Below are 21,758 nucleotides of genomic sequence, written 5' to 3' on the forward strand. Positions count from 1 at the left end.
ACATCTATTTTTATAATCATCAACGATTTCAAGAACGCAACAACGGCCTTGCCCCTCTTGAAATGAGGAACAAGGCCGTCGCCTAATCTTTTATTATTTCATTGTCCACTTGACAGGGAGCAGTTCAAACGGTTTGGGTGTTTTTTGTTAGAAAGAAGGCATTTATGGAATCAATACATGAAGTAATTCTAAATATTAATAAGGAATTTCCAGAAATTGGCTGGGGAGTTGCTGGAAGTATATCAGGAAAAAGTGTAGAGGTAGGTCGTGAAATAACTTTACAGAGATGGAGGAAAGGGGATGCAAAATACTTTTGGATAACCTATTTTTCTGATAGCTCTGAAGTTGTAGAAAAATGTAAGAAAGCAAAGAATTATTTAGTGATCATTGATGTTGATATAAAAGAAATAGAAGAGTCTCCAGCACAAACTTTGAGTATTGCGGTTGGAAAAAAAGGGAAACTTTCTGAAATTATTACTCGAATAGATAATGGAGAGCTGGCGTTTTCTATAAAACAAGATTTCTTTACTTGTTACTTTATAAAGTTTGATGAAAAGGATTATCTGGAAAAGGTCAATAATATTCTTAGGTTTAAAAATTTAAAGGAATTTAGAGATAGTCTTTCCATTACATTTAGTGACTGGAATGACTATGGCTACTATACTGTATTGTATGTTAATATTTGTAAGGAGAAATTCTGGCTACGAGTAAATCCGAGAAGCCAAGAGATGATAGATTATTTGAAAGGCACCGGAAAAAAAACTATGCTGGATGATGGAACCGATTTGTGTTCGCTTGGAGGTGTAGAATACTACGAATTTTTAAAAAAATATCTTCCATATAGTGTACGCCAGCAATGGTTTTCGATTACTAAAGACCTAGCATTTAATAGGAAAAATCTGGACAAAGCTTCTCGAAAGTATGAAGATTTTGCAGATCCGCATGCCGCGGATTTTAAGATGGAACCACCTTATAGTAAATCTCATAATTTTTTCAATAATTCATTTATGAGAACTACGTCAGTAAAGGAAATCAAAGATATTTTTCGTCCTTTGGCAGTTGCTGGGTATGGTGAAGAAAGTGTTGCTGAGGATAAAGAGATGCAAGAAGGACCCAAAAAATCAGTTGATGAAAATATTGTATCAATCGATTATGATTTTGGAGATGAGAAAGTGGGCTTGTCGTTTGTAAAAAACAGGAGTTCAGATCTCTCTACAGAGGTTTATGCTATTATAGGTGGCAACGGAAGTGGTAAGTCCTTTAGGATAAATGAAATAATAAAAAGGCATATGGAAGGGGATAATAATTTTTCAAGTATAATCCACTTTTCTTTAAGTCCGTTTGATAGTGTTATAGAATATCAAAAAAATGATAAAAAATATGAAGTGAGATCAATAGAAGAAGATGATGAAGGTGTACTTTATGAAAAAATAGGATTTGTATCGGTTGAAACACCTAGAATTAATCAGGTTATAAATAAATTACAAGGTCAACAATTGAAAAATATTATAGATTGGCTAAAAGATAAGTATAGCATAGACGATTCTACGGAAAAGCCGGTTAAAAAATTAACAATGAAGGACAGTTTTACGTTCTACATTCAAGATGTTTTATTGGATTTTATTGCTACCTCAGATAAGAAGTTTGAACTATGGCTTAATTGTTTAGAATTGTTTGCATTTGAACAGTGGGCAAGAGATATTATAGACGCTTTCAGAGATAAAGAGTTTCAATTAAATGATTTTAAAAAACTTAGTGAGCTTAGTTCAGGACAGGCAACTATACTTTTGTACTTAACAAAGTTGGTGAGTAGTATAAATAGAGGATGTTTAGTAATTTTTGATGAACCCGAAACATTTATGCACCCACCGATGATAAAGGCATTCATCAGGGCGGTAGCAAAAATCTGCAAAGAAGAGAAGGCGTTTTGTTTAACTGCTACACATTCTCCAATTGTTCTCCAAGAAATCCCTCATAAGTGTATATATACATTGAATGCTGAACATGAACTACGGAATGTATCTTATAAGACGTTTGGTGAAAACCTTGATTCTTTATATAAAAATGTATATGGAGTTGAGTTGCAAATGACGGGATATAATAATATTTTAACAGAACGTCGAAATTTTCTAATTGATTCAATTAATAAAGTTGCTGATAAAGAAGTTGAAGAGAATAAGCTGAGCCAAGAAAGTGATTCTTTATTAAATACCCAAGCCTCTTCAATAAGCGATAGAGAGAAGAACGAAGAACTTAGTATTGAACGTTTTCCTATCTTTTCAAATGCTTCAGACAAAAATTTACTGGGAGATGAGGCGTATTTAAAATATCTAATCATAGAGGAAGAGATAAAAACATACATAAACTCAAAGAATAATGATATACATCCTAAACAAGGAGAGTGATGACTTATCAAATTTGTAGATAAAGATGGATTGCCTAGTGTTCGAGAGATACTAGATACAATAGTTACTGAAAATGTGACAAAAGACTGGAAAAAGCAAATACGAGATGGACGAGAAAGTTGGATTAGCTACTTAGAGAAGTTGGATGAGGAGTACAGACAAAAGTCAACTCAATTACACTTGATTCAGACATACAATGAGCGATTACCTGTATGTGCTAATGAATCCAATTTAGAAGTGCTATATGGAACACTGCGAGAAAAATGCTTTGCAAAATTTCCAACTACTAATAATGTACATAGTAATTCAATATGTCCTATATGTGAAGGAACTTTTACAACTAAAGTAACATTAGAACATATTATCCCTAAAGGAAGTAAAGGGAAGTATCAGTTTGCAATACTGCCGATAAATTTAGTAAAATGCTGTGCAGAGTGTAATACAAATAAGCATAACAAAGCTTCAAAATCAGCAAGAGACAGAGAGGTCAATCCATATTTTGAAGAGGAGTTTAAGGGAAAGGTCGATATAGAGAATTACTTATTATTACGTTTTATGTATAATTCTGAGATGGAAACTTGGGAAATGAAATTAGTCCCACCTAGTGAGGATGAGAATGACTCTGATGATGTGGCGATGGTAAAAAATTTTATTAATATTTATAATATTATTCAGACTTATCAAAACAGAGTAAATATAGAATATAATAGAATGATTTCAGTTCTTTCTAAACAACTTATTTTGCCCTTGTCAAGAAATGTATTGGTTCAATATATCGAAAAGATGCGAAATGATTATTCTGAAAAATATAGTCTTGAAGAAGGGTGGACTGATCAAAATTATTTTGGAAAGCTAATTTGTGAAACATTAACTGATGCTTTTGAAAAGGATCGGATGTATATTGATCGATTTTATGATGTAATTAAACAAAGGCAGCTTAATATCAATTCTTTAGTTTTTGAGAAAAATAATTTTCTTGATCAATTGAAGCTTGGTCAAAATCAGTCAAGTCTTGAGGATTATCTTGAATGGATAGAAAAATTAATGCATGAATATTATGATGATTTTATACTGTATTTTAATCATTTGAAGAGAAATTTTGTAAATTATAAACTTCAAAAGCCAAATAATGAAGTAGTGTCAGATAAAATGTATGAAACTATTTTATCAATTTTTGATTTGTACTTTAGTGAAGCTCGGAGTTTTGATGGATTCAAGGAAAAGTGCCTAAGTATTTTAGTGTAAAAATAAGATGATGGGCTTGCTCAGCCAGGGCATGATCCTCTCAGCCGAACACGACGGCAATTTAACACTCTTAACAGTCGATCCATCAGTACCAAACGGCAGTCAGATTGGGTAAGAAAGTTCAAACACTCAGCACAGCTGGGTGTTTTTTTGCGAACTAATATAGAAAGGAGGTTTTATGTTAGTTGCACTTGATGAAGATGGACAAGTTTTTAATGTCTTGGAAAATCCTGCGCCGCAAGGTCGCTTTTGCTGTCCAGGTTGTGGAGGACTGGTCCGATACAAATCCGGAAAAGTTCTGCGTTCGCACTTTGCCCACGTAACCCTGCGGGATTGCACATACTTTTCCGAGAATGAGTCGGCCCAGCACCTGTCCCTTAAGTCTTGTCTGTACAGTTGGTTAATCAATGCCGAACAAGTTGAACTTGAAAAATGCCTGCCTAGTATAGGGCAGGTCGCTGATTTATTTGTCAATGATCGTTTAGCCTTGGAAGTCCAATGTTCCAGTCTGCCAATTTCTCGTTTGCAGGTGAGGACGCAAGCCTATTATGAAGCTGGTCTTCAGGTTCTCTGGCTGTTGGGAAAAGACCTATGGTTAAAAGAAAGATTAAGTAAATTACACAAGCAATTTCTCTCTTTTAGTATGAACATGGGGTTTCACCTCTGGGAATTGGATGACGAGAAAAAAGAATTGCGTCTTCGTTACCTTATTCATGAAGACTTACGAGGTAAGGTCCACTGTCTTACTAAAGTCTTTCCGTTTGGCGAGGGAAATTTATTGGAAATCTTGCGTCTGCCATTTGCCAAGCAAGCTTTATCGCATCTTACTTGCCCGTTAGATAGGGATTTGCCTCGCTACATTGCTCAACAGCTTTATTACAAATCCCCCAATTGGTTAGCCCTGCAGGCAGAGTCTTATAGCCGAGGGGAGAATTTGCTGACAAAGACGGCAGAAGAATGGTATCCCCACCTCCGTCTGCCCCGCTCTGCCATTGGCTTTGCCCAAATACAAACAGATTTAACCCTAGTTTATCAGGATTTTGACCAGTATTACGACAGTATTGAAGACAAGCAGAAACAGGTTCTATATCCACCAATAATTTATAGAAAACCAATGTAAATAGAGATAGCTGATGGAGGTGTATATATTGCTTTTGAAAATATGCTCAACATTTTATGTTAGGCATGCTACTGTTGGTGAAGGTTGTAGACTTTGTTATCCTAGTGGCGACTTGCGATAGCGAATACCAAAAACTATTTTCCAGTTGAAATAGTAACCTATAAGCCCTCACTTTCCGTTGGAAAGAGGGGATTTTTTATGTTAGAATAAAGAATACGGAGGATTAATTATGTCTAAACAACGTTACGAAATTGAAGAAAAATACCAGTGGGATTTGACCACTATTTTCCCAACCGATGATGCCTGGGAGGCAGAACTTGCAGATTTACAAGCTGAAACTGAAAAAACAAAAGAATTTGCAGGTCACTTGCTCGACTCAGCGAAGAGCCTTTTGACAATCAGTGAAACGCAACTCGGTCTCATGCGTCGCATTGAAAAACTCTATGTCTATGCGTCTATGAAGAATGACCAAGATACTCGCGAAGGAAAATATCAGGAATTTCAAGCTAAAGCCATGGGCTTGTATGCTGCCTTTTCACAGGCTTTTGCCTTCTATGAGCCTGAATTTATGGCCATTACTGAAGAGCAGCTGGAGGCCTTTAAGGCAGAAGAGCCTACTCTTGTTCAGTACAGCCACCAATTTGAAAAACTTCTGGCAGCCAAGGACCATGTCCTGTCACAAGAGGTGGAAGAAGTCCTTGCGGCAACCAGCGAGATTTTTGAATCACCTGCTGAAACCTTCTCAGTCTTGGACAATGCTAGCCTGCGTTTCCCAGAAATCGTAGATGAAGACGGTCACTTGGTGCCACTTTCACACGGGAACTACATCCACTTTATGGAGTCTAAAAACCGTGATGTCCGCCAAGAAGCCTATGAAGCTATGTACGGTACCTATGAGCAGTTCCAGCATACCTACGCTAAGACTCTGCAATCTAATGTCAAAGTCAATAATCTGAAAGCTCGTTTACGGAAGTACGACTCAGCTCGCCACGCATCACTTGCAGCTAATTTCATTCCAGAATCTGTTTACGATACATTAGTGGCGGCAGTCAACAAGCACCTTCCGCTCTTGCACCGTTATATCAATTTGCGTAAGAAGCTCCTGGGGATTGATGACTTGAAGATGTACGATATGTACACACCATTGTCAGATTTCAGCACCAAGATTTCTTATGAAGATGCTCTTAAAAAATGTCAAGAAACCTTGGAAATCTTCGGCGAGGATTATTCGGCTATTGTGAAGGAAGCCTTCGAAAACCGCTGGATTGATGTCCATGTTAATGAAGGAAAACGCTCAGGAGCATACTCAGGAGGTGCCTACGACACCAACGCCTTCATGCTTCTCAACTGGCAGGATAACTTGGATAACATGTACACCCTTATCCATGAAACAGGACATTCTCTTCATTCCATGTTGACTCGTAAGACTCAACCCTATGTCTATGGCCATTATTCACTTTTCTTGGCTGAAATTGCTTCAACTACCAACGAAAACCTTCTGACTGAAAAACTCTTGGCAGAAGTAGAAGATGACAAGGAACGCTTTGCTATTCTAAATCATTACCTAGATGGTTTCCGTGGTACAGTCTTCCGCCAGACCCAATTTGCCGAGTTTGAACAAGCTATCTATAAGGCAGACCAGGAAGGTCAGGTCTTGACAGCTGATTTCCTCAATGAATTGTACGGTCAGACAAACGAGAAATACTACGGACTTTCTGCCGAAGAAAATCCAGAAATTCAGTTTGAGTGGGCTCGTATTCCACACTTCTATTACAATTTCTATGTCTATCAATATGCGACAGGTTTTGCAGCAGCATCAGCTCTAGCAAACAAGATTGTCAATGGTAGTCCAGAAGACAAAGAAAACTATCTCAACTACTTGAAGGCTGGTAGCTCAGATTATTCCCTCAATGTCATCGCTAAGGCTGGCGTAGACATGACCAAGGAAGATTACCTCAATGATGCCTTCAAGGTATTTGAAGCTCGTTTGGAAGAATTAGAAGCTCTCGTTGAGAAAGGTGTGCACCTCTAATATGATTTCCTATAAACGTTCGATTGTGATTCCCAGTGTGATTAGTCTTGTTTTCATCTTGCTCGGTCTTGGTGGTTTGACTAGACCTGAGCCATCTATGGGAAGTGTTGTCTATTTGATATTTTTACAAGCTTTGCTAGTTTATTTATATATATTGAGAAAGCAAAAGGCAGTTTTTATCTTGACAAAACAGTACCTAGAATTTCAAGAACACTTTTGGAGTGAACGTCAACGCCATTCGTTAGAAGAGATTGCAGAGATTCGATACATCGTTTCTCCTGTCTATCGTGGCTATCAGTCGAAACGTTTGCGAATTGTAGGAAATAAGGGGGTACTACTTGCAGTCGTCAGCTTGAATAGGCTTGATGGTGCAGATTTTAATGATATTTACCATTTTGTAGAGCAAGTAGCACCGCATATAAGATGGGATTTTTCAAATTAATAAAGAGAGGGGACTATGTTAACAGAAGAACAACTACAAGATATTTTTGAATTAGCAGATTTAATGTCAAATGGTGATAGGGAACTATTTCTCCAACTTAGAGAAGTAGTCTTCGCTAGTGATCCACACCAGATTCTCAATTTTATGGAACGTATTTTAGATTCAGAGTCATTCGATGATTTCTTGGATCGTGTTGGAGAGTCTGAAAAGGAAAATCTTTGGTTAATCTTGATAAAATTACTAGAGCATTTGAACTATATTTGTGTGCGTGATTATAAGGACAATCTTGAAGATTTTATCTACTTTTTTGATTGCCTTCAGCAGGTCCGCAATGCGGGAATTTCTCTTAAATTGGATTCAGGTGGATTAAGTCCAATTGCATCTATTTCAGAATGGGCAAGAGTTATTGATAACAAATATCTTGATGAAAACTTTTGTCTAGGGGCAGTAGATATGGACACGGATAGTTACTATCTCTTTTTCAGTAAGCAGGCGACTTTTATTCGACTTCAAGAACTAGCTGGAAATTTAGGGTATCGAATTGATTACGCCAAAAATATGTAAAGAAAAGGTGGGGAAACCTACCTTTTAGTGTATTGAGGAAGAAAATCTTGTCGGCTTATGATATAATGGATTCTATGGTCGAATCATATAGTAAAAACGCAAATCACAATATGCGCCGTCCGGTTGTCAAGGAAGAAATTGTGGATTTTATGCGAACACGTCAGGCGCAAAATACAGGGTTTTTGAAAGAACTGGAAGAGTTTGCTCATCAAGAAAACATTCCAGTTATCCCTCATGAAACGGTAGCTTATTTCCGCTTGCTGATGCAGACACTCCAACCTAAACGTATTTTAGAAATTGGAACTGCTATTGGCTTCTCTGCGTTACTGATGGCTGACAATAGTCCGCATTCGAAGATTACAACGATTGATCGAAATGAAGAAATGATTGGCTTTGCAAAGGAAAACTTTGCCAAATATGATCAGCGCCAGCAGATTGAATTGCTGGAAGGGGAAGCCATGGATATTCTTCCGACTTTACCAGATAACACATATGATTTTGTTTTCATGGATTCTGCTAAATCAAAATATATTGTATTTTTACCAGAAGTCTTGAAAAAGGTCAAAGTAGGTGGTTTAATCATTTTGGATGACATCTTCCAAGGAGGAGATGTTGCCAAAGACATCAAGGATGTCAGAAGAGGGCAGCGAACGATTTATAAGGGATTGCAACGTTTATTCGATGCGACATTGGATAATCCAGATGTGACTGCTAGTCTTGTGTCCATGAGTGACGGTCTTCTTATGTTGAGGAAAAATGTAGAGAATGTTGACTTAAAACATATAGAAATTTAAGAAGTTTTTAAGCTTTTGTGTTATAATAAAGGGGTTAATGAAAAAAGGAGAGAGTCTTTAATGAAACAAACTAAAAAAATTCTCGCAGGTGCAGTAACACTCTTTGCTGCAGTAACACTCGCTGCTTGTTCCAATGCAGCTGATAAAGATATCATTACGATGAAAGGTAACACGATTACTGTGTCTGAGTTTTATGAGAAAGTGAAAACAAACTCACAAGCTCAACAAGTTTTGCTGTCAATGGTTATCAGTAATGTATTTGAAAATCAGTATGGTGACAAAGTCTCTGCAGAAGAAGTAAATAAGGAATATGATAAGAAGGCAGAACAACTTGGTGCTTCTTTTAATGCGGCACTTTCTTCGGCAGGATTGACAGAAGAATCCTATAAGGAACAAATTCGTACCAATAAATTGGTTGAGTATGCTGTAAAACAAGCTGCTGAGAAAGAATTGACAGATGAAAACTACAAGGCAGCTTATGACGCCTATACACCTGAAGTAACAGCACGTGTCATTAAGTTGGCAGACGAAGCTAAAGCAAAAGAAGTTTTAGCTGCTGCACAAGCTGAAGGTGCAGATTTTGCTCAATTGGCGAAAGACAATTCCACGGATACTACTACAAAAGACAATGGAGGCGAAGTTAAATTCGATTCAACTTCAACAACTGTTCCAGCAGAGGTACAGAAAGCAGTATTTGCCTTGGATGCAGGTCAAGTCGGAGCGTCGGTGATTTCTTCGGTAGATATGAAGACGTATACAACGAGCTATTATGTTGTAAAATTGGATGCTAAATCAGAAAAATCTGCTAAATGGGAAGATTATAAAGATAAGCTGAAAGAAATTATTTTGGCACAAAAGCAAAGTGATTCATCATTTGTTGCTACTGTGCTGAAAGAAGCACTCCAAAAAGCAAACGTTAAGGTTAAAGACAGTGCTTTCCAAAATCTTCTTTCACAATATGTGACAACAGAAGAAAGCAGTTCTTCTTCAACGAAGAGCAGCTCTTCATCGACTGAAAGTTCTTCTACAACAGAATCTTCTAGTTCATCAGGTCAGTAATTGACGATTTACTTATTAAGAATCGGTACTTGACACCTTAGTTCAGAAAATTGGCGGTTGCTGCGAGCCATCTAAGCCAAGTATCTTGCTACTTAATATTACAATTGAATAGTAGAGCCTGTATTCACAGTTTTCGGCTTATATATAAAAGTTTTTTGCTTGTGGATACAGTTTCTTAAATGAGAATGACAAGTCATTGAATGAAGGTGGTACCGCGGTTTTTCGCCCTTCGTTTGATTTCTTGTTATTTTTTTGGAGGTCATGATGAGGCAATTTCAAGTCAAACAGCGCTTTACCTTTGGTGGTGAAAAATTTGATATTTGTGATAGTTTTGGGAATCTTGCTTATCAAGTGGAGGGCTCTTTCCTCGAAATTCCAAAACGATTTATCGTGACCAATTCCAGAGGTGGGGAAGTTTGTCAGATTACTAAGAAGTTTTTGACCTTCCTGCCCCAGTTTACCATTGATATGGCAGATGGTTATTCTTTCTACTTGCAAAAGGAATTTACTTTTTTCAAGGATCGCTATACTGTGGAAAATCTAGGTTTAATCCTAGATGGAAATATCTGGGATTTGGATTTTCGCTTGAAAAGGCCAGATGGTATGCTCGTAGCCGAAATCTGCAAAGAACTCTTTCATTTAACTTCTCATTACTCCGTTACTGTAATGGAGGACTCCTATGCAGATTTGGTCATTTCCTTGGTGGTCGCAATTGACTACGTCGAAATGATGGAAGATGCATCGAATTAATCGTGAAATAATCATTCAGTTTAACTGTTTCGTTAAATTGAACCCGCCTAACTATCACTTATGAAAGGAAAGGTTCAATTTAGATAATTTTCTGAATTGAACCCGAGCTAAAAGCGTCGAGAAAAAGATAGACCGCCTAGTGCGCTGGCGCACGGCGTTGGTCTCCTATTTTCTTCTCGCTTTCTTAATGCTCTTGGTATCTTAGTTTATGAAAAATTTATCTTCTGCTCAAATTCGTCAAATGTGGTTGGATTTCTGGAAATCAAAGGGTCACTCTGTTGAACCTTCAGCAAATCTTGTCCCAGTAAACGATCCAACTCTTTTGTGGATAAACTCTGGTGTGGCAACACTTAAAAAATATTTCGATGGCTCTGTCATTCCTGACAACCCACGGATTACAAATGCCCAAAAATCCATCCGTACCAACGACATCGAGAACGTTGGTAAGACAGCTCGTCACCACACCATGTTTGAAATGCTTGGTAACTTCTCTATTGGTGATTATTTCCGTGATGAAGCGATTGAGTGGGGTTTTGAGCTCTTGACAAGCCCTGAATGGTTTGCTTTTCCAAAAGACAAGCTCTACATGACTTACTATCCAGATGATGTGGATTCTTACAACCGCTGGATTGCTCTTGGTGTTGAGCCAAGCCACTTGATTCCGCTTGAAGATAACTTCTGGGAAATTGGTGCAGGTCCTTCTGGTCCAGATACGGAGATTTTCTTCGACCGTGGTACTGACTTTGACCCTGAAAACATCGGTATCCGTCTCTTGGAAGAAGATATTGAAAATGACCGTTACATCGAGATTTGGAATATCGTATTGTCCCAGTTCAACGCAGACCCAGCTGTTCCGCGCTCTGAGTACAAGGAATTGCCAAACAAAAACATCGATACGGGCGCAGGTTTGGAGCGTTTGGCAGCTATTTTCCAAGGGGCTAAGACCAACTTTGAAACGGACCTCTTCTTGCCAATCATTCGTGAAGTAGAAAAAATTTCTGGTAAGACCTATGACCAAGATGGCGACAACATGAGCTTCAAGGTTATTGCAGACCATATCCGTGCCCTTTCTTTTGCTATTGGTGACGGTGCCCTTCCTGGAAATGAAGGTCGTGGTTATGTCCTTCGTCGTCTTCTCCGTCGTGCTTCTATGCATGGCCAACGTTTAGGCATTACAGAGCCATTCTTGTACAAATTGGTGGAGACAGTTGGAAATATCATGGAAAGTTACTATCCAGAAGTACTTGAAAAACGTGCCTTCATTGAGAAGATTGTTAAGAGTGAAGAAGAGTCATTTGCTCGTACTATCCATACAGGTTCACAATTTGCTGAGCAATTGATGGACAAATTGGCAGCAGAAGGTAAGTCTGAGATTGATGGTCGTGACATTTTCAAACTCTATGATACCTATGGTTTCCAAGTAGAATTGACAGAAGAATTGGCTGAGCACCGTGGTATGACCCTTGACATTGCTGGCTTTGAAGCGGCTATGAAAGAGCAACAAGACCGTGCACGTGCCTCAGTTGTCAAAGGTGGTTCAATGGGTATGCAAAATGAAACCCTGGCTGCTATCACAGAAGAGTCGACCTTTGTTTACGGCCAAACAGCTCTTGAAGCAAGCTTATCTGTCATTGTGGCTGATAATGCGCGTACAGAAGCAGTCTCAGAAGGTCAAGCTCTCCTAGTATTTGACCAAACACCATTCTATGCAGAAATGGGTGGTCAGGTTGCAGACCATGGTTTTGTGAAAAATGCTGCTGGAGACATTGTTGCGACTGTCATCGATGTGCAGAAAGCGCCGAATGGTCAACCATTGCACACAGTTGAACTGTCCGCAAGTATTTCAGTTGGTCAAACCTACACACTTGAAATCGAAACAAAACGCCGTAAGGGTGTTGAGAAGAACCACACAGCAACTCACTTGCTTCATGCAGCTCTTCACAATATTATCGGCGAGCATGCGACACAGGCTGGTTCCTTGAACGAGCAAGACTTCCTCCGCTTTGACTTTACGCACTTTGAGGCAGTTACTGCGGAAGAACTTCGTCGTATTGAAGAAGAAGTCAATGAGCAAATTTGGAATGCCATTCCAGTTGTGACGGTTGAAACCGATATTGACACAGCTAAGGAAATGGGTGCCATGGCCCTCTTCGGTGAAAAATATGGTAAAAATGTCCGTGTGGTAACCATCGGTGACTATTCTGTGGAACTCTGTGGTGGTACCCACGTTGGCAACACCGCTGAAATCGGTATCTTTAAGATTTTGAAAGAAGAAGGTATCGGTTCAGGTACTCGCCGTATCATTGCGGTAACAGGCCGTGAAGCCTTCCTTGCCTATCGTGACCAAGAAGATGCCCTCAAAGAAGTAGCGGCAACCATCAAGTCACCACAGATCAAGGAAGTACCAAACAAGGTTGAAAGTCTTGCTCAGCAAGTTCGTGACCTGCAAAAAGAAAATGCGGCTCTGAAAGAAAAAGCAGCGGCAGCCGCTGCTGGTGATGTCTTCAAAGATGTCAAAGATGCTAACGGCATTCGCTACATTGCCAGCCAAGTCCAAGTATCAGATGCAGGTGCCCTCCGTACCTTCGCTGACAACTGGAAACAAAAAGACTACTCAGATGTTTTGGTGCTAGTTGCTGCAATCGGTGACAAGGTCAATGTCCTTGTAGCCAGCAAATCAAGCGATGTTCATGCAGGGAACCTCATCAAAGTCCTTGCTCCAATCGTAGCAGGTCGTGGTGGTGGTAAGCCAGATATGGCTATGGCAGGTGGTAGCGATGCCTCTGCTATCCAAACCCTCTTGAACAGCGTAGCTGATAACTTGTAATTTGTCGTTGAAAACTCTTTTATCCTCTGGATGAAGGAGTTTTTTTGTACGCTACTCTAGTCATTTTGACAAATTTCATAAACTTTTTGACAAAAATTATTATTTTTTTGACAAAGATAGTTGTCAAAAAGAAAAAGAAGTGTTACAATGATATTGAGATAGAGATGAAAACGAATTCATCAATCAAAAAAATAAAGAAGGAAAATATTATGAAAAAGATCAATACAATTCCCATGGCTCAATTTGTACATGTATCAGCAGTTGCCTTTTTAGTTTTTGTCCTACTATCAGATATTTTTAAGTGGCAACAGTTGGACGATACTCAAGTGACTCTTGCCATTTGTCTTATTGTAATGACAACTGATATTTTTGAAAAAAAGCAAAAGAAAAAGAAGTGTAGCAGAAAAGAGTAAAAGGAAAAATTAGTCGAAAGTAAGTGGTGGAAAGTTATGAAAAACAATAGCAATAAAAAAGGAATTTTAATTACAGGAACAAGCGTTTTGCGAGGAGTGCAGGTTCTAGTTGCACTATACTTGATTTATAGTTTCGTTCAACTCTTTGTATTTGGTCAGGAGATAGATACAATGCCACTCTTGATGATGTCGAGTTCTCTCCTTATTTTAGATTCCACTCTCAGCAGATAAAAGGAGAAGAAAAATGAACAAGACAGTTAAAAATGGAATGAAAGTAGTCCTACTGTTTTTCGCACTCTTCTTGATAACTATTTTGGTATTTAAAGTTCTAGCCTTGCTAGGATTTGACCTTAGTTTGAATGAAGAGAGTTATTTAATTCCACCATTGATGGCGACACTGGTGTTAGTTCTGCAATTTAACAAAAAGAAAAATAGTGAAAAAGCTAAGGAAAGATAGGAGAAACCTTATGAAACGACACATTTCAGCAGATATGGCAGCAATTATTATTGCAGGCGCAAGTATTATTGGTTTACTGATTGGAGTTGCTCTAGGACTATATAGTTTAGTCTAGCTTGTAGGAAAATGAAGGAGAAGAAAGATGGAAGCGAAGAAGAAATTATTCGAAGTTAATATCATGGAAAATAAGAAATTTGTCTGGGGATTGAACATTCTTGCTGTGGCACTCATCTTTCCATTTGCCTTGGTATTTGGAATGATAGGCAGTTGGTTGATAGCTAACGGTTCGCAATACTTGGAACTGAACGTGTCGGAGGTATGGTTGCTTTTCCCTCTCTATATTCTTTTAATAGTTGTGCACGAGGCTATCCACGGCATCTTCTTCAAGGTTTTTTGTCCTGAAAATCCTGTCAAATACGGGTTTAAATGGAAATCGGGGATGGCCTATGCGACCAGTCCAGGTTCACTCTACAATCGGATGCAAATGCTAGTAATCAGCTTGGCTCCCTTTGTTGTGATTAGTTTGGGCTTGACCATGTTAGCAGGTTTGGGGATGATGAATACCACTCTTTACTTCATGGTAGCAACCATGCATGCGGCCTCTTGTGCAGGCGATTTCTACTATACTTATCTTTTATTGGTCAAGTTTGCCAAGGAAAATATAGCTGTCGAAGACACAGAAACAGGCCTGATTATCTACCAAGCCTAGAAAGGAAAACTCATGGAATATGTCTTAAAAAATCGGCTCAAGGAATTGCGAGCCAGAGATGGTCTCAATCAGACAGAGCTAGCAAAATTAGCAGAGGTATCACGGCAGACTATTAGCTTGATTGAACGGGGCGAATACACGCCCTCGGTGGTCATTGCTATGCGGATTGCACAAATTTTTAATGAAAATGTGGAGAATGTCTTTCAATTAGTGGAGGTAGAAAAATGAAACAGGGAAAACAAATTTCAACGAAACAAAGATGGATGAGATATTCAGCCTATATGCTGATTTCAGCAATTTTGGGTGGCTTTATCGGTTTCTTTGGAGTATTAATCTTTAAATTCAACCTGCCTTCTTATCTCAATTTAGATAACTTTCTAATTTGTTTGAGGATTATTACATTTGTAATTTTCGCTGGAACCGTATATTTTGGTGTTAAAGCTAATCAAAATTATAAACTTTATCATTCCATTTCAGATGAGGATGAAGAACGCGTTGATGAACTATATAAGAAAATGTATCGTAACCTAGAATATGCGACCATTTCATTCAATGTTGCTGTATCATTGACATTGTTAAATTTGGTTTTAGGATTCGGGGTTACTTTCTTAGAAGAGAGTGCAGTTATGTATGGTTCCATTCTTGACGTAGTTTTCTATGTTATCCTTCTCATCTCTCAGGTTTTTATTGTGAAACTAACTCAGAAAATTCGTGACTATAAGTTGTCCGCTTTTGCTACGGTGAAAGAAATGAAGGACTTTGCTGAGGCGATGGATGAAGGTGAGAAGCAAGCCAACTACGAAATGAGTTTCCAGATTGTTTTTACTCTTAATCAAATTGTGTTACCAGGTTTGTATCTATTCCTGTTTGTACTTAGTATGTTACTGCAGGAGCGACAAATTACAGCCTTTCTAGTTGTGGCGTTTTTGCACATTTATATCAATGTGATGCAGGTTCGCATGATCCGTCGTTATTTTAAATAATGAAAGGTTTTGGTAGTGATTATGAAAGAGAATAAAAAGTTTACATCGATTCTAAAAATTGTTTATTTCGTGGGGTTAATCGGCCTTGGTATGTACGCAGTTGGCTATATTTTCGGAGAGTGGCTGGCTACTGGGCAGATTGATTTGTCAAATCTGAATATTCTATTACCGGTGCTTTTAGGCTTGCCAGCTCTGCTATTGATCGAAAAAGAAAGTAATGAAAACTGACTTAGTGTATGTGAAGGAGATTGCTATGAATAGACTTGGAAATGTCAAAGATTGGAATGTGGTTAAAAATTGGAAGTTTCTCTTAGTGGGACTAGCTGTCGTTGCCCTTAATGTATTGACCCAGATGGCTATGTTTACTCTACCAAATTTTGATGGGAAAAACCTTCTGATTGCTGCTGCCTTCTTGTTGGTTGCTGTAGTGCTTGGTCTTATCTTGACTGGTAAATTAGGTCTGTGGAAAGGTGAGCAGAAGTGGGGGATGGGTGCGAATGTTGGTTTTGTAGCCCTTGCCTTTATCGTTATGTTTGGTTTGAAAATAATTGGTGGGCAATTGATTATGTTGGAAGAGGGATACGGTCAGACGACTGCCAATCAGGAAATTATCAACAATTCAGGCTTGCCAACCTTAATTTTGTTTCTCTTTGCAGTTTTCTTTGCTCCAGTTTTGGAGGAACTGCTTTTCAGAGGGATTCTTATGGGGAAAGTCTTTGGTAAGGATTCGATTGTGGGATTATTGCTATCGAGTTTTCTGTTTGGACTTATTCACAATCCGACCAATATCGGATCTTGGGTTGTCTACGGAGGTATGGGCCTAGTCCTAGGACTCGCCTATCGTATTTCTGGCAAATATACCAATGCACTTATTCTACACAGTCTGAATAATCTTCTTGGATTTTTGTTGATGCTTCTGATGCAAAGTCTGGGCTTGATATAGGAGGATAGGATGGAACTATTTTTATGGATTCTAGTAGGATTTCTATTTTTCAATTCTCTATCAGATAGGAAAAAAGTGAAGCAGTTGCAAGCTAGGGTAAAAAAGTTGCAGAAAACTACAAAAGGAGAAAATCAGATGTCAGTTTTATTGAAAGAATTGGTCGGAAGTAAGGCTAAAATCCGCTTTGATGAGGAATTTATGACCATTTACGAATACAGCATTTTAGCTGTGGATGAGGAATGGGTTAAAATTTCTCGTGAATTAGCGGAAGGAGAGATTGAAACCAAGTTGATACGAATTGATAATATTGTTGATTTGAGTTTTTAGGGAGGGAGTATGTTAAAATTTATCAAACACATTGCATTATTGTTTTTATTTTTTGTTGCTTATCAAATTATTTCTGGGTTTTTGATGGTAGGACCGTCATTACAAGCTATTCCAGAATTTCCAGCTCAATTGATTGTGAATATGATTTTGATTTGTGCGATTATTGGCATTGTTCTCGGAATTGCATTTACAATTGTATTATGGAAATTTGTGTATTCTCGGCATACCATTGACTATAGTGTATCTTCATCATGGTTCCATAAGTTTCAATGGCCTATTTTGCTCTATATTGCATTTTTCATCTTCCAACTTTTGGTACCTATATCTGAAAGTCAAAATCAAACCTTGGTCATCCAATTTGTGTCTGCCTACCCCTTGGTTTCATTTTTATCAGTCGTAATCTTTGCTCCGATTTTAGAGGAGTTGATTTTTAGAGGTTTGTTGGCGACCTATTTCTTCCCTAAAATGGCAGATATGAAGGCTGTTGGAATCTATCTTGCTGTAACGGGTTCTTTGTTTAGTTTGGTCCATATACCAACAACCATTCCGCAGTTTCTAATTTATTTCACTATGGGTCTCAATCTTGGTTGGCTCTATTTAATTAGACGAGATATTCGCTATCCGATTGCGCTACATATGTTAAATAATGGAATTTCCTATTTGATGATTCTATTTTTGGTATAGTCATTTAGTTTGCTTTTAGTACTCGCTTCAAAGGTTCGGGGAACCTTTGAAGGCTGGAGATAGGGCGAAGCAAGTTCGCCTCAATAGCTACAGGTTGCTAGAACAGCCTAAAAGCTGTTCTAGGTTGGAAATAAGGAAACGACGTTTCCTCGCTCGTCGAAGTAATCAAAGATAAACTGATATGACTATATAAAATGAATTACAGAATATATGATTGAGATAGATGGTACCTTGTTGCACGTTGCAATAGGGTATTTTTTATTTAGAGTAGTAAACACAGGGTAAAAATGTTAGTGTTTGAGTTCCTGTTAACATCTCGGTGGAGTGGTTGAGTTTCGAATATTCTGGAGATTGTTTGAGGTGGGAAATTGGTAGTGAGGGAGTTTGTCGTATCACTTCCCGCTCCCATTTTGTATGGTTTACTTTCGTGAATGTAGTATAGCCCATTTTGGATAGTATATGAATAATGACATGTAAAATGTTTACTAATGATTGATAAAATCGAAGAAGAAAATCATATTTGTGCGAAGTATATTTTATTGCTTGGGGAATGAAGATACTCGAATTTTATAAGATTATATCAAGATTCGTTTTGAAAGTATTTAAAATAAATGATAAAAATCGTTGACAAAACCGGTTTACTATATTACAATACAATTTGTAAACGCTTTACAAAATAAAATACAAGGGAGTTACGAATATGAATCAGCAATTTTCATTGGATCAATTTTCTCTGAGAGGAAAAATTGCATTGGTAACAGGAGCATCGTATGGGATTGGCTTTGCGATTGCATCGGCCTATGCAAAAGCAGGGGCGACAATTGTTTTTAATGATATTAATCAAGAGTTGGTTGATAGGGGAATGGCAGCCTATAGGGCAGCAGGTATTAATGCGCATGGCTATGTTTGCGATGTAACTGATGAGGATGGAATACAGGCTATGGTTGCTCAAATTGAATCAGAAGTTGGAGTTATTGATATTCTAGTGAATAATGCTGGTATTATTCGTAGGGTTCCAATGATTGAAATGACAGCAGCTCAATTTCGTCAAGTTATTGATATTGACCTAAATGCTCCGTTTATTGTTTCTAAAGCGGTTATTCCATCTATGATTAAAAAGGGGCATGGGAAAATTATCAATATTTGTTCCATGATGAGTGAGTTAGGACGAGAAACAGTGTCTGCTTATGCAGCGGCTAAAGGTGGGCTTAAGATGTTGACGAAGAATATTGCTTCGGAATACGGTGAAGCCAATATACAATGTAACGGCATTGGTCCTGGGTATATTGCAACTCCACAAACAGCTCCGTTACGTGAACTCCAGAAGGATGGTTCTCGTCATCCATTTGATCAATTTATTATCGCGAAGACCCCTGCAGCTCGTTGGGGTGAAGCTGAGGATTTGATGGGTCCAGCAGTCTTTTTAGCAAGTGATGCTAGTAATTTTGTGAATGGGCACATTCTTTATGTTGATGGAGGAATTCTAGCTTACATTGGTAAACAGCCGGAAGCGTAATAAACGAATTAACAAATTTTGATATAAGAAGGGAAAAAACGATGAAAATTGCACTTATTAATGAAAATAGTCAGGCGGCTAAAAATAGTCTTATTTTTGAAACATTGAAGTCAGTAACAGATGCTAAAGGGTATCATGTTTTTAACTATGGAATGTATGGTAAAGAGGGAGAAAGTCAGTTGACTTATGTACAAAATGGTCTGCTGGCTTCAATCCTTCTAGTTAGTAAGGCAGCGGATTTTGTTATTACAGGTTGTGGCACGGGGGTAGGTGCCATGTTGGCGGCTAATAGTTTTCCAGGGGTAGTTTGTGGCTTCGCGGTAGATCCGACGGATGCATACCTCTTTTCACAGATAAATGGAGGAAATGCTTTGTCTCTGCCATTTGCAAAGGGATTCGGTTGGGGAGCTGAATTAAATCTCAAATTACTTTTTGAGCGACTGTTTGCAGAGGAAATGGGGGGCGGTTATCCCCGTGAACGCGTTATTCCAGAACAACGAAATGCCCGTATTTTGAATGAAATGAAAGCAGTCACCTATAAAGACTTACTGACAGTACTTCAAGAAATTGATCAAGATTTTTTGAAAGAAACTATTTCAGGTGAACATTTCCAAGAATATTTCTTTGCCAACTGTCAGGACGAGTCAATTGCAGCATATTTAAAAACAGTATTAGAAAGTTAAAGAGTGAGGGGCGGGTATGAAGAAGGTATTACTGATTGGTGAACCTTTAATTCGCATTACACCAACAAACTATCAAGAATTGACAGATGGTGTAGAAAGTCGTGTGTTTTTTGGAGGTTCAGAAATCAATGTCGCTTGTAATCTTCAAGGATTTGGATGTGAAACCAAGCTTTTGACCGCACTACCACAAGGCTCTCTAGGTGATAGATTTTTAGATTTCTTAGATGGGAAAGGGATTGATACTTCCAGTGTTCAACGTAAGGGGGAACGTGTGGGAGTATACTACATGGAAGCAGGATTTGGTTGCCGTTCTAGTCAAGTCTACTATGATCGGGGTCAGTCTAGTTTGGAAGCTATTCAAGTCGATCATTTTGATATGGATCAATTGTTTTTAGAGGTTGGGTTGGTTCACTTTAGTGGTATCACCGTGGCCATTGGTTCAGCTGTTAGGGCATGGCTTGTTCAAGTATTAAAAGAAGCAAAGCGTCGTAAAATTCCGATTTCGATGGATCTTAATTGGCGTTCTAAGATGATTGGATTAAGAGATGCAAAAAAAGTGTTCTCGCAATTTGCGACCTATGCAGACTATTGTTTTGGTCTGGAACCTATTATGGCTAATGAAAAAGATTGGGAATTATTTGAAAGAGATACGGCTACTGTCCATACAATAAGAGAACGGATGCAAACTTTAAAGGAAGCCTATAAGTTTCAAGCAATCTTCCATACGATTAGGCAGACAGATGAACTAGGCAGAAATTTGTATAAGGCTTACGGATTGGCTGATGAATTTTGTTGCTCTCAAGAATTGAAAACTCAGGTGTTACAACGTGTTGGCAGTGGTGATGCGTTTGTTGCTGGGGCATTATATAAATTGTTAGAGGGGACGTCGTTAAAGGTTATTTTAGATTTTGCAGTTGCTAGCGGAACTTATAAATGCAGCATAGAAGGGGATCACATGCGGCAATCTCTTAGAAAAGTTGAGTCTTTATTAGAGGGGAAAAATGACATTATACGATAAAGGAGAAAAAATGAGTCCATCACAAATTATTTCAAAATTGAAGGAGCAAGGGCTTGTTGTAGTCGTTAGAGGAGATGACAAAGAAGTCGGATTTAAGACGGCACAGGCCTGTATTGCAGGAGGCATTACAGCTATAGAGGTTGCTTATACAAATCCTGACGCGAATATGATTATTACAGAACTTAGTCGATGCCATAAAGATGATGTTTCTGTTTTAATTGGGGCTGGAACGGTTCTAGATTCTGTAACGGCACGGCAAGCCATTATGGCAGGAGCAAGTTATATTGTTTCACCATCTTTTAATATAGAAGTTGCAAAAATCTGTCATCTTTATGCAGTGCCATATCTTCCGGGCTGTATGACTTTAACGGAGATTACAAATGCTTTGGAAGCAGGCTGTGAAATGGTTAAACTGTTTCCTGGTAGTGTTTTGGGGACAAACTATATTACTGCAATCAAAGGACCATTACCGCATGTTTCAATCATGGTAACCGGTGGAGTAAAGCTTAATAATGTTTCAGAATGGTTTAACGCTGGTGCAACTGTTCTTGGTATTGGTGGGGAATTTAATCAATTAGCTACTAAAGGAGAGTTCGGTACAATTCAAGAATTAGCGTCCTCTTATACAAGTGTTAGAGATAAGATGAAGTGGTTTATTTCAAAATAAGGACTGAATTTTAACGTTTTCACTTTCTCCTGCCTCCAACGGGGTTGAATGTGGGAGAAAGTGAGATGTTACAGGGGAAATTTTGAACGGAAACATGGAGAGATTTGGTGCTCCTGTTTA

The 21,758-nt window shown here is 38.4% G+C and carries 23 protein-coding genes and 1 pseudogene; all 24 read left to right on the top strand.

The window, feature by feature from the left end; all coding sequences use genetic code 11:
- Nucleotides 1-164: 164 nt before the first annotated feature.
- The 24 genes and pseudogenes from ODU50_RS06295 (at nucleotide 165) to ODU50_RS06410 (ending at nucleotide 21,638) form a co-directional block, all read left to right on the top strand.
- Nucleotides 165-2,405: an ATP/GTP-binding protein gene (locus ODU50_RS06295; protein WP_398581364.1), complete on the top strand. Its 2,241-nt coding sequence runs from the start codon at nucleotides 165-167 to the stop codon at nucleotides 2,403-2,405.
- A gap of 75 nt (nucleotides 2,406-2,480) precedes the next feature.
- Nucleotides 2,481-3,650, top strand: a complete 1,170-nt coding sequence (locus ODU50_RS06300) for a hypothetical protein (protein WP_153052535.1) — start codon at nucleotides 2,481-2,483, stop codon at nucleotides 3,648-3,650.
- Nucleotides 3,651-3,654: 4 nt separating this feature from the next.
- Nucleotides 3,655-3,765 (top strand): annotated as a pseudogene (locus ODU50_RS06305) (hypothetical protein); the annotation flags it as partial.
- A gap of 63 nt (nucleotides 3,766-3,828) precedes the next feature.
- Nucleotides 3,829-4,770, top strand: coding sequence for a competence protein CoiA (locus ODU50_RS06310; RefSeq protein ID WP_105153179.1), 942 nt, complete (start codon nucleotides 3,829-3,831; stop codon nucleotides 4,768-4,770).
- A gap of 229 nt (nucleotides 4,771-4,999) precedes the next feature.
- On the top strand, nucleotides 5,000-6,802 hold the full coding sequence (gene pepF, locus ODU50_RS06315) for an oligoendopeptidase F (RefSeq protein WP_044671287.1): 1,803 nt from the start codon (nucleotides 5,000-5,002) through the stop codon (nucleotides 6,800-6,802).
- A gap of 1 nt (nucleotide 6,803) precedes the next feature.
- Nucleotides 6,804-7,244, top strand: coding sequence for a hypothetical protein (locus tag ODU50_RS06320; RefSeq protein ID WP_105153178.1), 441 nt, complete (start codon nucleotides 6,804-6,806; stop codon nucleotides 7,242-7,244).
- A 15-nt stretch (nucleotides 7,245-7,259) separates the two neighbouring features.
- Nucleotides 7,260-7,808 (top strand): DUF6630 family protein, encoded by a 549-nt coding sequence (locus tag ODU50_RS06325; RefSeq protein WP_029751865.1) that lies wholly within the window; start codon nucleotides 7,260-7,262, stop codon nucleotides 7,806-7,808.
- Nucleotides 7,809-7,882: 74 nt separating this feature from the next.
- On the top strand, nucleotides 7,883-8,602 hold the full coding sequence (locus tag ODU50_RS06330) for an O-methyltransferase (protein WP_105153199.1): 720 nt from the start codon (nucleotides 7,883-7,885) through the stop codon (nucleotides 8,600-8,602).
- A 60-nt stretch (nucleotides 8,603-8,662) separates the two neighbouring features.
- Nucleotides 8,663-9,661, top strand: a complete 999-nt coding sequence (gene prsA, locus ODU50_RS06335; RefSeq protein ID WP_105153177.1) for a peptidylprolyl isomerase PrsA — start codon at nucleotides 8,663-8,665, stop codon at nucleotides 9,659-9,661.
- A 264-nt stretch (nucleotides 9,662-9,925) separates the two neighbouring features.
- On the top strand, nucleotides 9,926-10,411 hold the full coding sequence (locus ODU50_RS06340) for an LURP-one-related/scramblase family protein (RefSeq protein WP_105153176.1): 486 nt from the start codon (nucleotides 9,926-9,928) through the stop codon (nucleotides 10,409-10,411).
- A 208-nt stretch (nucleotides 10,412-10,619) separates the two neighbouring features.
- Nucleotides 10,620-13,238 carry an alanine--tRNA ligase gene (alaS, locus tag ODU50_RS06345; protein WP_203181138.1) on the top strand — a complete coding sequence of 873 codons (2,619 nt, stop codon included), beginning with the start codon at nucleotides 10,620-10,622 and terminating at the stop codon, nucleotides 13,236-13,238.
- A gap of 209 nt (nucleotides 13,239-13,447) precedes the next feature.
- A complete protein-coding gene (locus tag ODU50_RS06350) occupies nucleotides 13,448-13,651 on the top strand; it encodes a hypothetical protein (RefSeq protein WP_044754557.1) in 204 nt (67 codons plus the stop codon).
- 244 nt (nucleotides 13,652-13,895) lie between these two features.
- Entirely contained in the window at nucleotides 13,896-14,108 is a 213-nt protein-coding gene (locus ODU50_RS06355; protein WP_203181139.1) for a hypothetical protein, read from the top strand.
- A 142-nt stretch (nucleotides 14,109-14,250) separates the two neighbouring features.
- Nucleotides 14,251-14,817, top strand: a complete 567-nt coding sequence (locus ODU50_RS06360; RefSeq protein ID WP_105178641.1) for a DUF3267 domain-containing protein — start codon at nucleotides 14,251-14,253, stop codon at nucleotides 14,815-14,817.
- Nucleotides 14,818-14,829: 12 nt separating this feature from the next.
- Nucleotides 14,830-15,045: a helix-turn-helix transcriptional regulator gene (locus ODU50_RS06365; RefSeq protein WP_024418001.1), complete on the top strand. Its 216-nt coding sequence runs from the start codon at nucleotides 14,830-14,832 to the stop codon at nucleotides 15,043-15,045.
- The gene (locus ODU50_RS06370; RefSeq protein ID WP_024418002.1) at nucleotides 15,042-15,800 is read left to right on the top strand and encodes a DUF3169 family protein; all 759 of its coding nucleotides are present in this window, start codon (nucleotides 15,042-15,044) and stop codon (nucleotides 15,798-15,800) included. The genes ODU50_RS06365 and ODU50_RS06370 overlap by 4 nt, the downstream gene beginning before the upstream one ends.
- A gap of 21 nt (nucleotides 15,801-15,821) precedes the next feature.
- Nucleotides 15,822-16,028: a hypothetical protein gene (locus tag ODU50_RS06375; RefSeq protein WP_203181140.1), complete on the top strand. Its 207-nt coding sequence runs from the start codon at nucleotides 15,822-15,824 to the stop codon at nucleotides 16,026-16,028.
- Between the two features lie 25 nt (nucleotides 16,029-16,053).
- Nucleotides 16,054-16,743 carry a CPBP family intramembrane glutamic endopeptidase gene (locus ODU50_RS06380; RefSeq protein WP_203181141.1) on the top strand — a complete coding sequence of 230 codons (690 nt, stop codon included), beginning with the start codon at nucleotides 16,054-16,056 and terminating at the stop codon, nucleotides 16,741-16,743.
- Nucleotides 16,744-16,878: 135 nt separating this feature from the next.
- Nucleotides 16,879-17,070: a hypothetical protein gene (locus ODU50_RS06385; RefSeq protein WP_398581365.1), complete on the top strand. Its 192-nt coding sequence runs from the start codon at nucleotides 16,879-16,881 to the stop codon at nucleotides 17,068-17,070.
- A gap of 9 nt (nucleotides 17,071-17,079) precedes the next feature.
- On the top strand, nucleotides 17,080-17,754 hold the full coding sequence (locus ODU50_RS06390; RefSeq protein ID WP_203181143.1) for a CPBP family intramembrane glutamic endopeptidase: 675 nt from the start codon (nucleotides 17,080-17,082) through the stop codon (nucleotides 17,752-17,754).
- A 700-nt stretch (nucleotides 17,755-18,454) separates the two neighbouring features.
- Nucleotides 18,455-19,270, top strand: a complete 816-nt coding sequence (locus ODU50_RS06395; protein WP_105135053.1) for a gluconate 5-dehydrogenase — start codon at nucleotides 18,455-18,457, stop codon at nucleotides 19,268-19,270.
- Between the two features lie 41 nt (nucleotides 19,271-19,311).
- The gene (locus ODU50_RS06400) at nucleotides 19,312-19,953 is read left to right on the top strand and encodes an RpiB/LacA/LacB family sugar-phosphate isomerase (RefSeq protein WP_002936092.1); all 642 of its coding nucleotides are present in this window, start codon (nucleotides 19,312-19,314) and stop codon (nucleotides 19,951-19,953) included.
- A gap of 16 nt (nucleotides 19,954-19,969) precedes the next feature.
- The gene (locus tag ODU50_RS06405) at nucleotides 19,970-20,971 is read left to right on the top strand and encodes a sugar kinase (protein ID WP_203181144.1); all 1,002 of its coding nucleotides are present in this window, start codon (nucleotides 19,970-19,972) and stop codon (nucleotides 20,969-20,971) included.
- 10 nt (nucleotides 20,972-20,981) lie between these two features.
- The gene (locus ODU50_RS06410) at nucleotides 20,982-21,638 is read left to right on the top strand and encodes a bifunctional 4-hydroxy-2-oxoglutarate aldolase/2-dehydro-3-deoxy-phosphogluconate aldolase (protein ID WP_318820536.1); all 657 of its coding nucleotides are present in this window, start codon (nucleotides 20,982-20,984) and stop codon (nucleotides 21,636-21,638) included.
- Nucleotides 21,639-21,758 lie beyond the last annotated feature (120 nt).

The organism is Streptococcus sp. 2020WUSS084 (assembly GCF_044427445.1).
GTDB classification, from domain to species: domain Bacteria; phylum Bacillota; class Bacilli; order Lactobacillales; family Streptococcaceae; genus Streptococcus; species Streptococcus suis.

Coding starts and splice junctions, on each gene's coding strand:
- ODU50_RS06295 (WP_398581364.1), top strand. CDS start 165: ATGGAATCAATACATGAAGTAATTCTAAATATTAATAAGGAATTTCCA.
- ODU50_RS06310 (WP_105153179.1), top strand. CDS start 3,829: ATGTTAGTTGCACTTGATGAAGATGGACAAGTTTTTAATGTCTTGGAA.
- pepF (WP_044671287.1), top strand. CDS start 5,000: ATGTCTAAACAACGTTACGAAATTGAAGAAAAATACCAGTGGGATTTG.
- ODU50_RS06320 (WP_105153178.1), top strand. CDS start 6,804: ATGATTTCCTATAAACGTTCGATTGTGATTCCCAGTGTGATTAGTCTT.
- ODU50_RS06325 (WP_029751865.1), top strand. CDS start 7,260: ATGTTAACAGAAGAACAACTACAAGATATTTTTGAATTAGCAGATTTA.
- ODU50_RS06330 (WP_105153199.1), top strand. CDS start 7,883: ATGGTCGAATCATATAGTAAAAACGCAAATCACAATATGCGCCGTCCG.
- prsA (WP_105153177.1), top strand. CDS start 8,663: ATGAAACAAACTAAAAAAATTCTCGCAGGTGCAGTAACACTCTTTGCT.
- ODU50_RS06340 (WP_105153176.1), top strand. CDS start 9,926: ATGAGGCAATTTCAAGTCAAACAGCGCTTTACCTTTGGTGGTGAAAAA.
- alaS (WP_203181138.1), top strand. CDS start 10,620: ATGAAAAATTTATCTTCTGCTCAAATTCGTCAAATGTGGTTGGATTTC.
- ODU50_RS06350 (WP_044754557.1), top strand. CDS start 13,448: ATGAAAAAGATCAATACAATTCCCATGGCTCAATTTGTACATGTATCA.
- ODU50_RS06355 (WP_203181139.1), top strand. CDS start 13,896: ATGAACAAGACAGTTAAAAATGGAATGAAAGTAGTCCTACTGTTTTTC.
- ODU50_RS06360 (WP_105178641.1), top strand. CDS start 14,251: ATGGAAGCGAAGAAGAAATTATTCGAAGTTAATATCATGGAAAATAAG.
- ODU50_RS06365 (WP_024418001.1), top strand. CDS start 14,830: ATGGAATATGTCTTAAAAAATCGGCTCAAGGAATTGCGAGCCAGAGAT.
- ODU50_RS06370 (WP_024418002.1), top strand. CDS start 15,042: ATGAAACAGGGAAAACAAATTTCAACGAAACAAAGATGGATGAGATAT.
- ODU50_RS06375 (WP_203181140.1), top strand. CDS start 15,822: ATGAAAGAGAATAAAAAGTTTACATCGATTCTAAAAATTGTTTATTTC.
- ODU50_RS06380 (WP_203181141.1), top strand. CDS start 16,054: ATGAATAGACTTGGAAATGTCAAAGATTGGAATGTGGTTAAAAATTGG.
- ODU50_RS06385 (WP_398581365.1), top strand. CDS start 16,879: ATGTCAGTTTTATTGAAAGAATTGGTCGGAAGTAAGGCTAAAATCCGC.
- ODU50_RS06390 (WP_203181143.1), top strand. CDS start 17,080: ATGTTAAAATTTATCAAACACATTGCATTATTGTTTTTATTTTTTGTT.
- ODU50_RS06395 (WP_105135053.1), top strand. CDS start 18,455: ATGAATCAGCAATTTTCATTGGATCAATTTTCTCTGAGAGGAAAAATT.
- ODU50_RS06400 (WP_002936092.1), top strand. CDS start 19,312: ATGAAAATTGCACTTATTAATGAAAATAGTCAGGCGGCTAAAAATAGT.
- ODU50_RS06405 (WP_203181144.1), top strand. CDS start 19,970: ATGAAGAAGGTATTACTGATTGGTGAACCTTTAATTCGCATTACACCA.
- ODU50_RS06410 (WP_318820536.1), top strand. CDS start 20,982: ATGAGTCCATCACAAATTATTTCAAAATTGAAGGAGCAAGGGCTTGTT.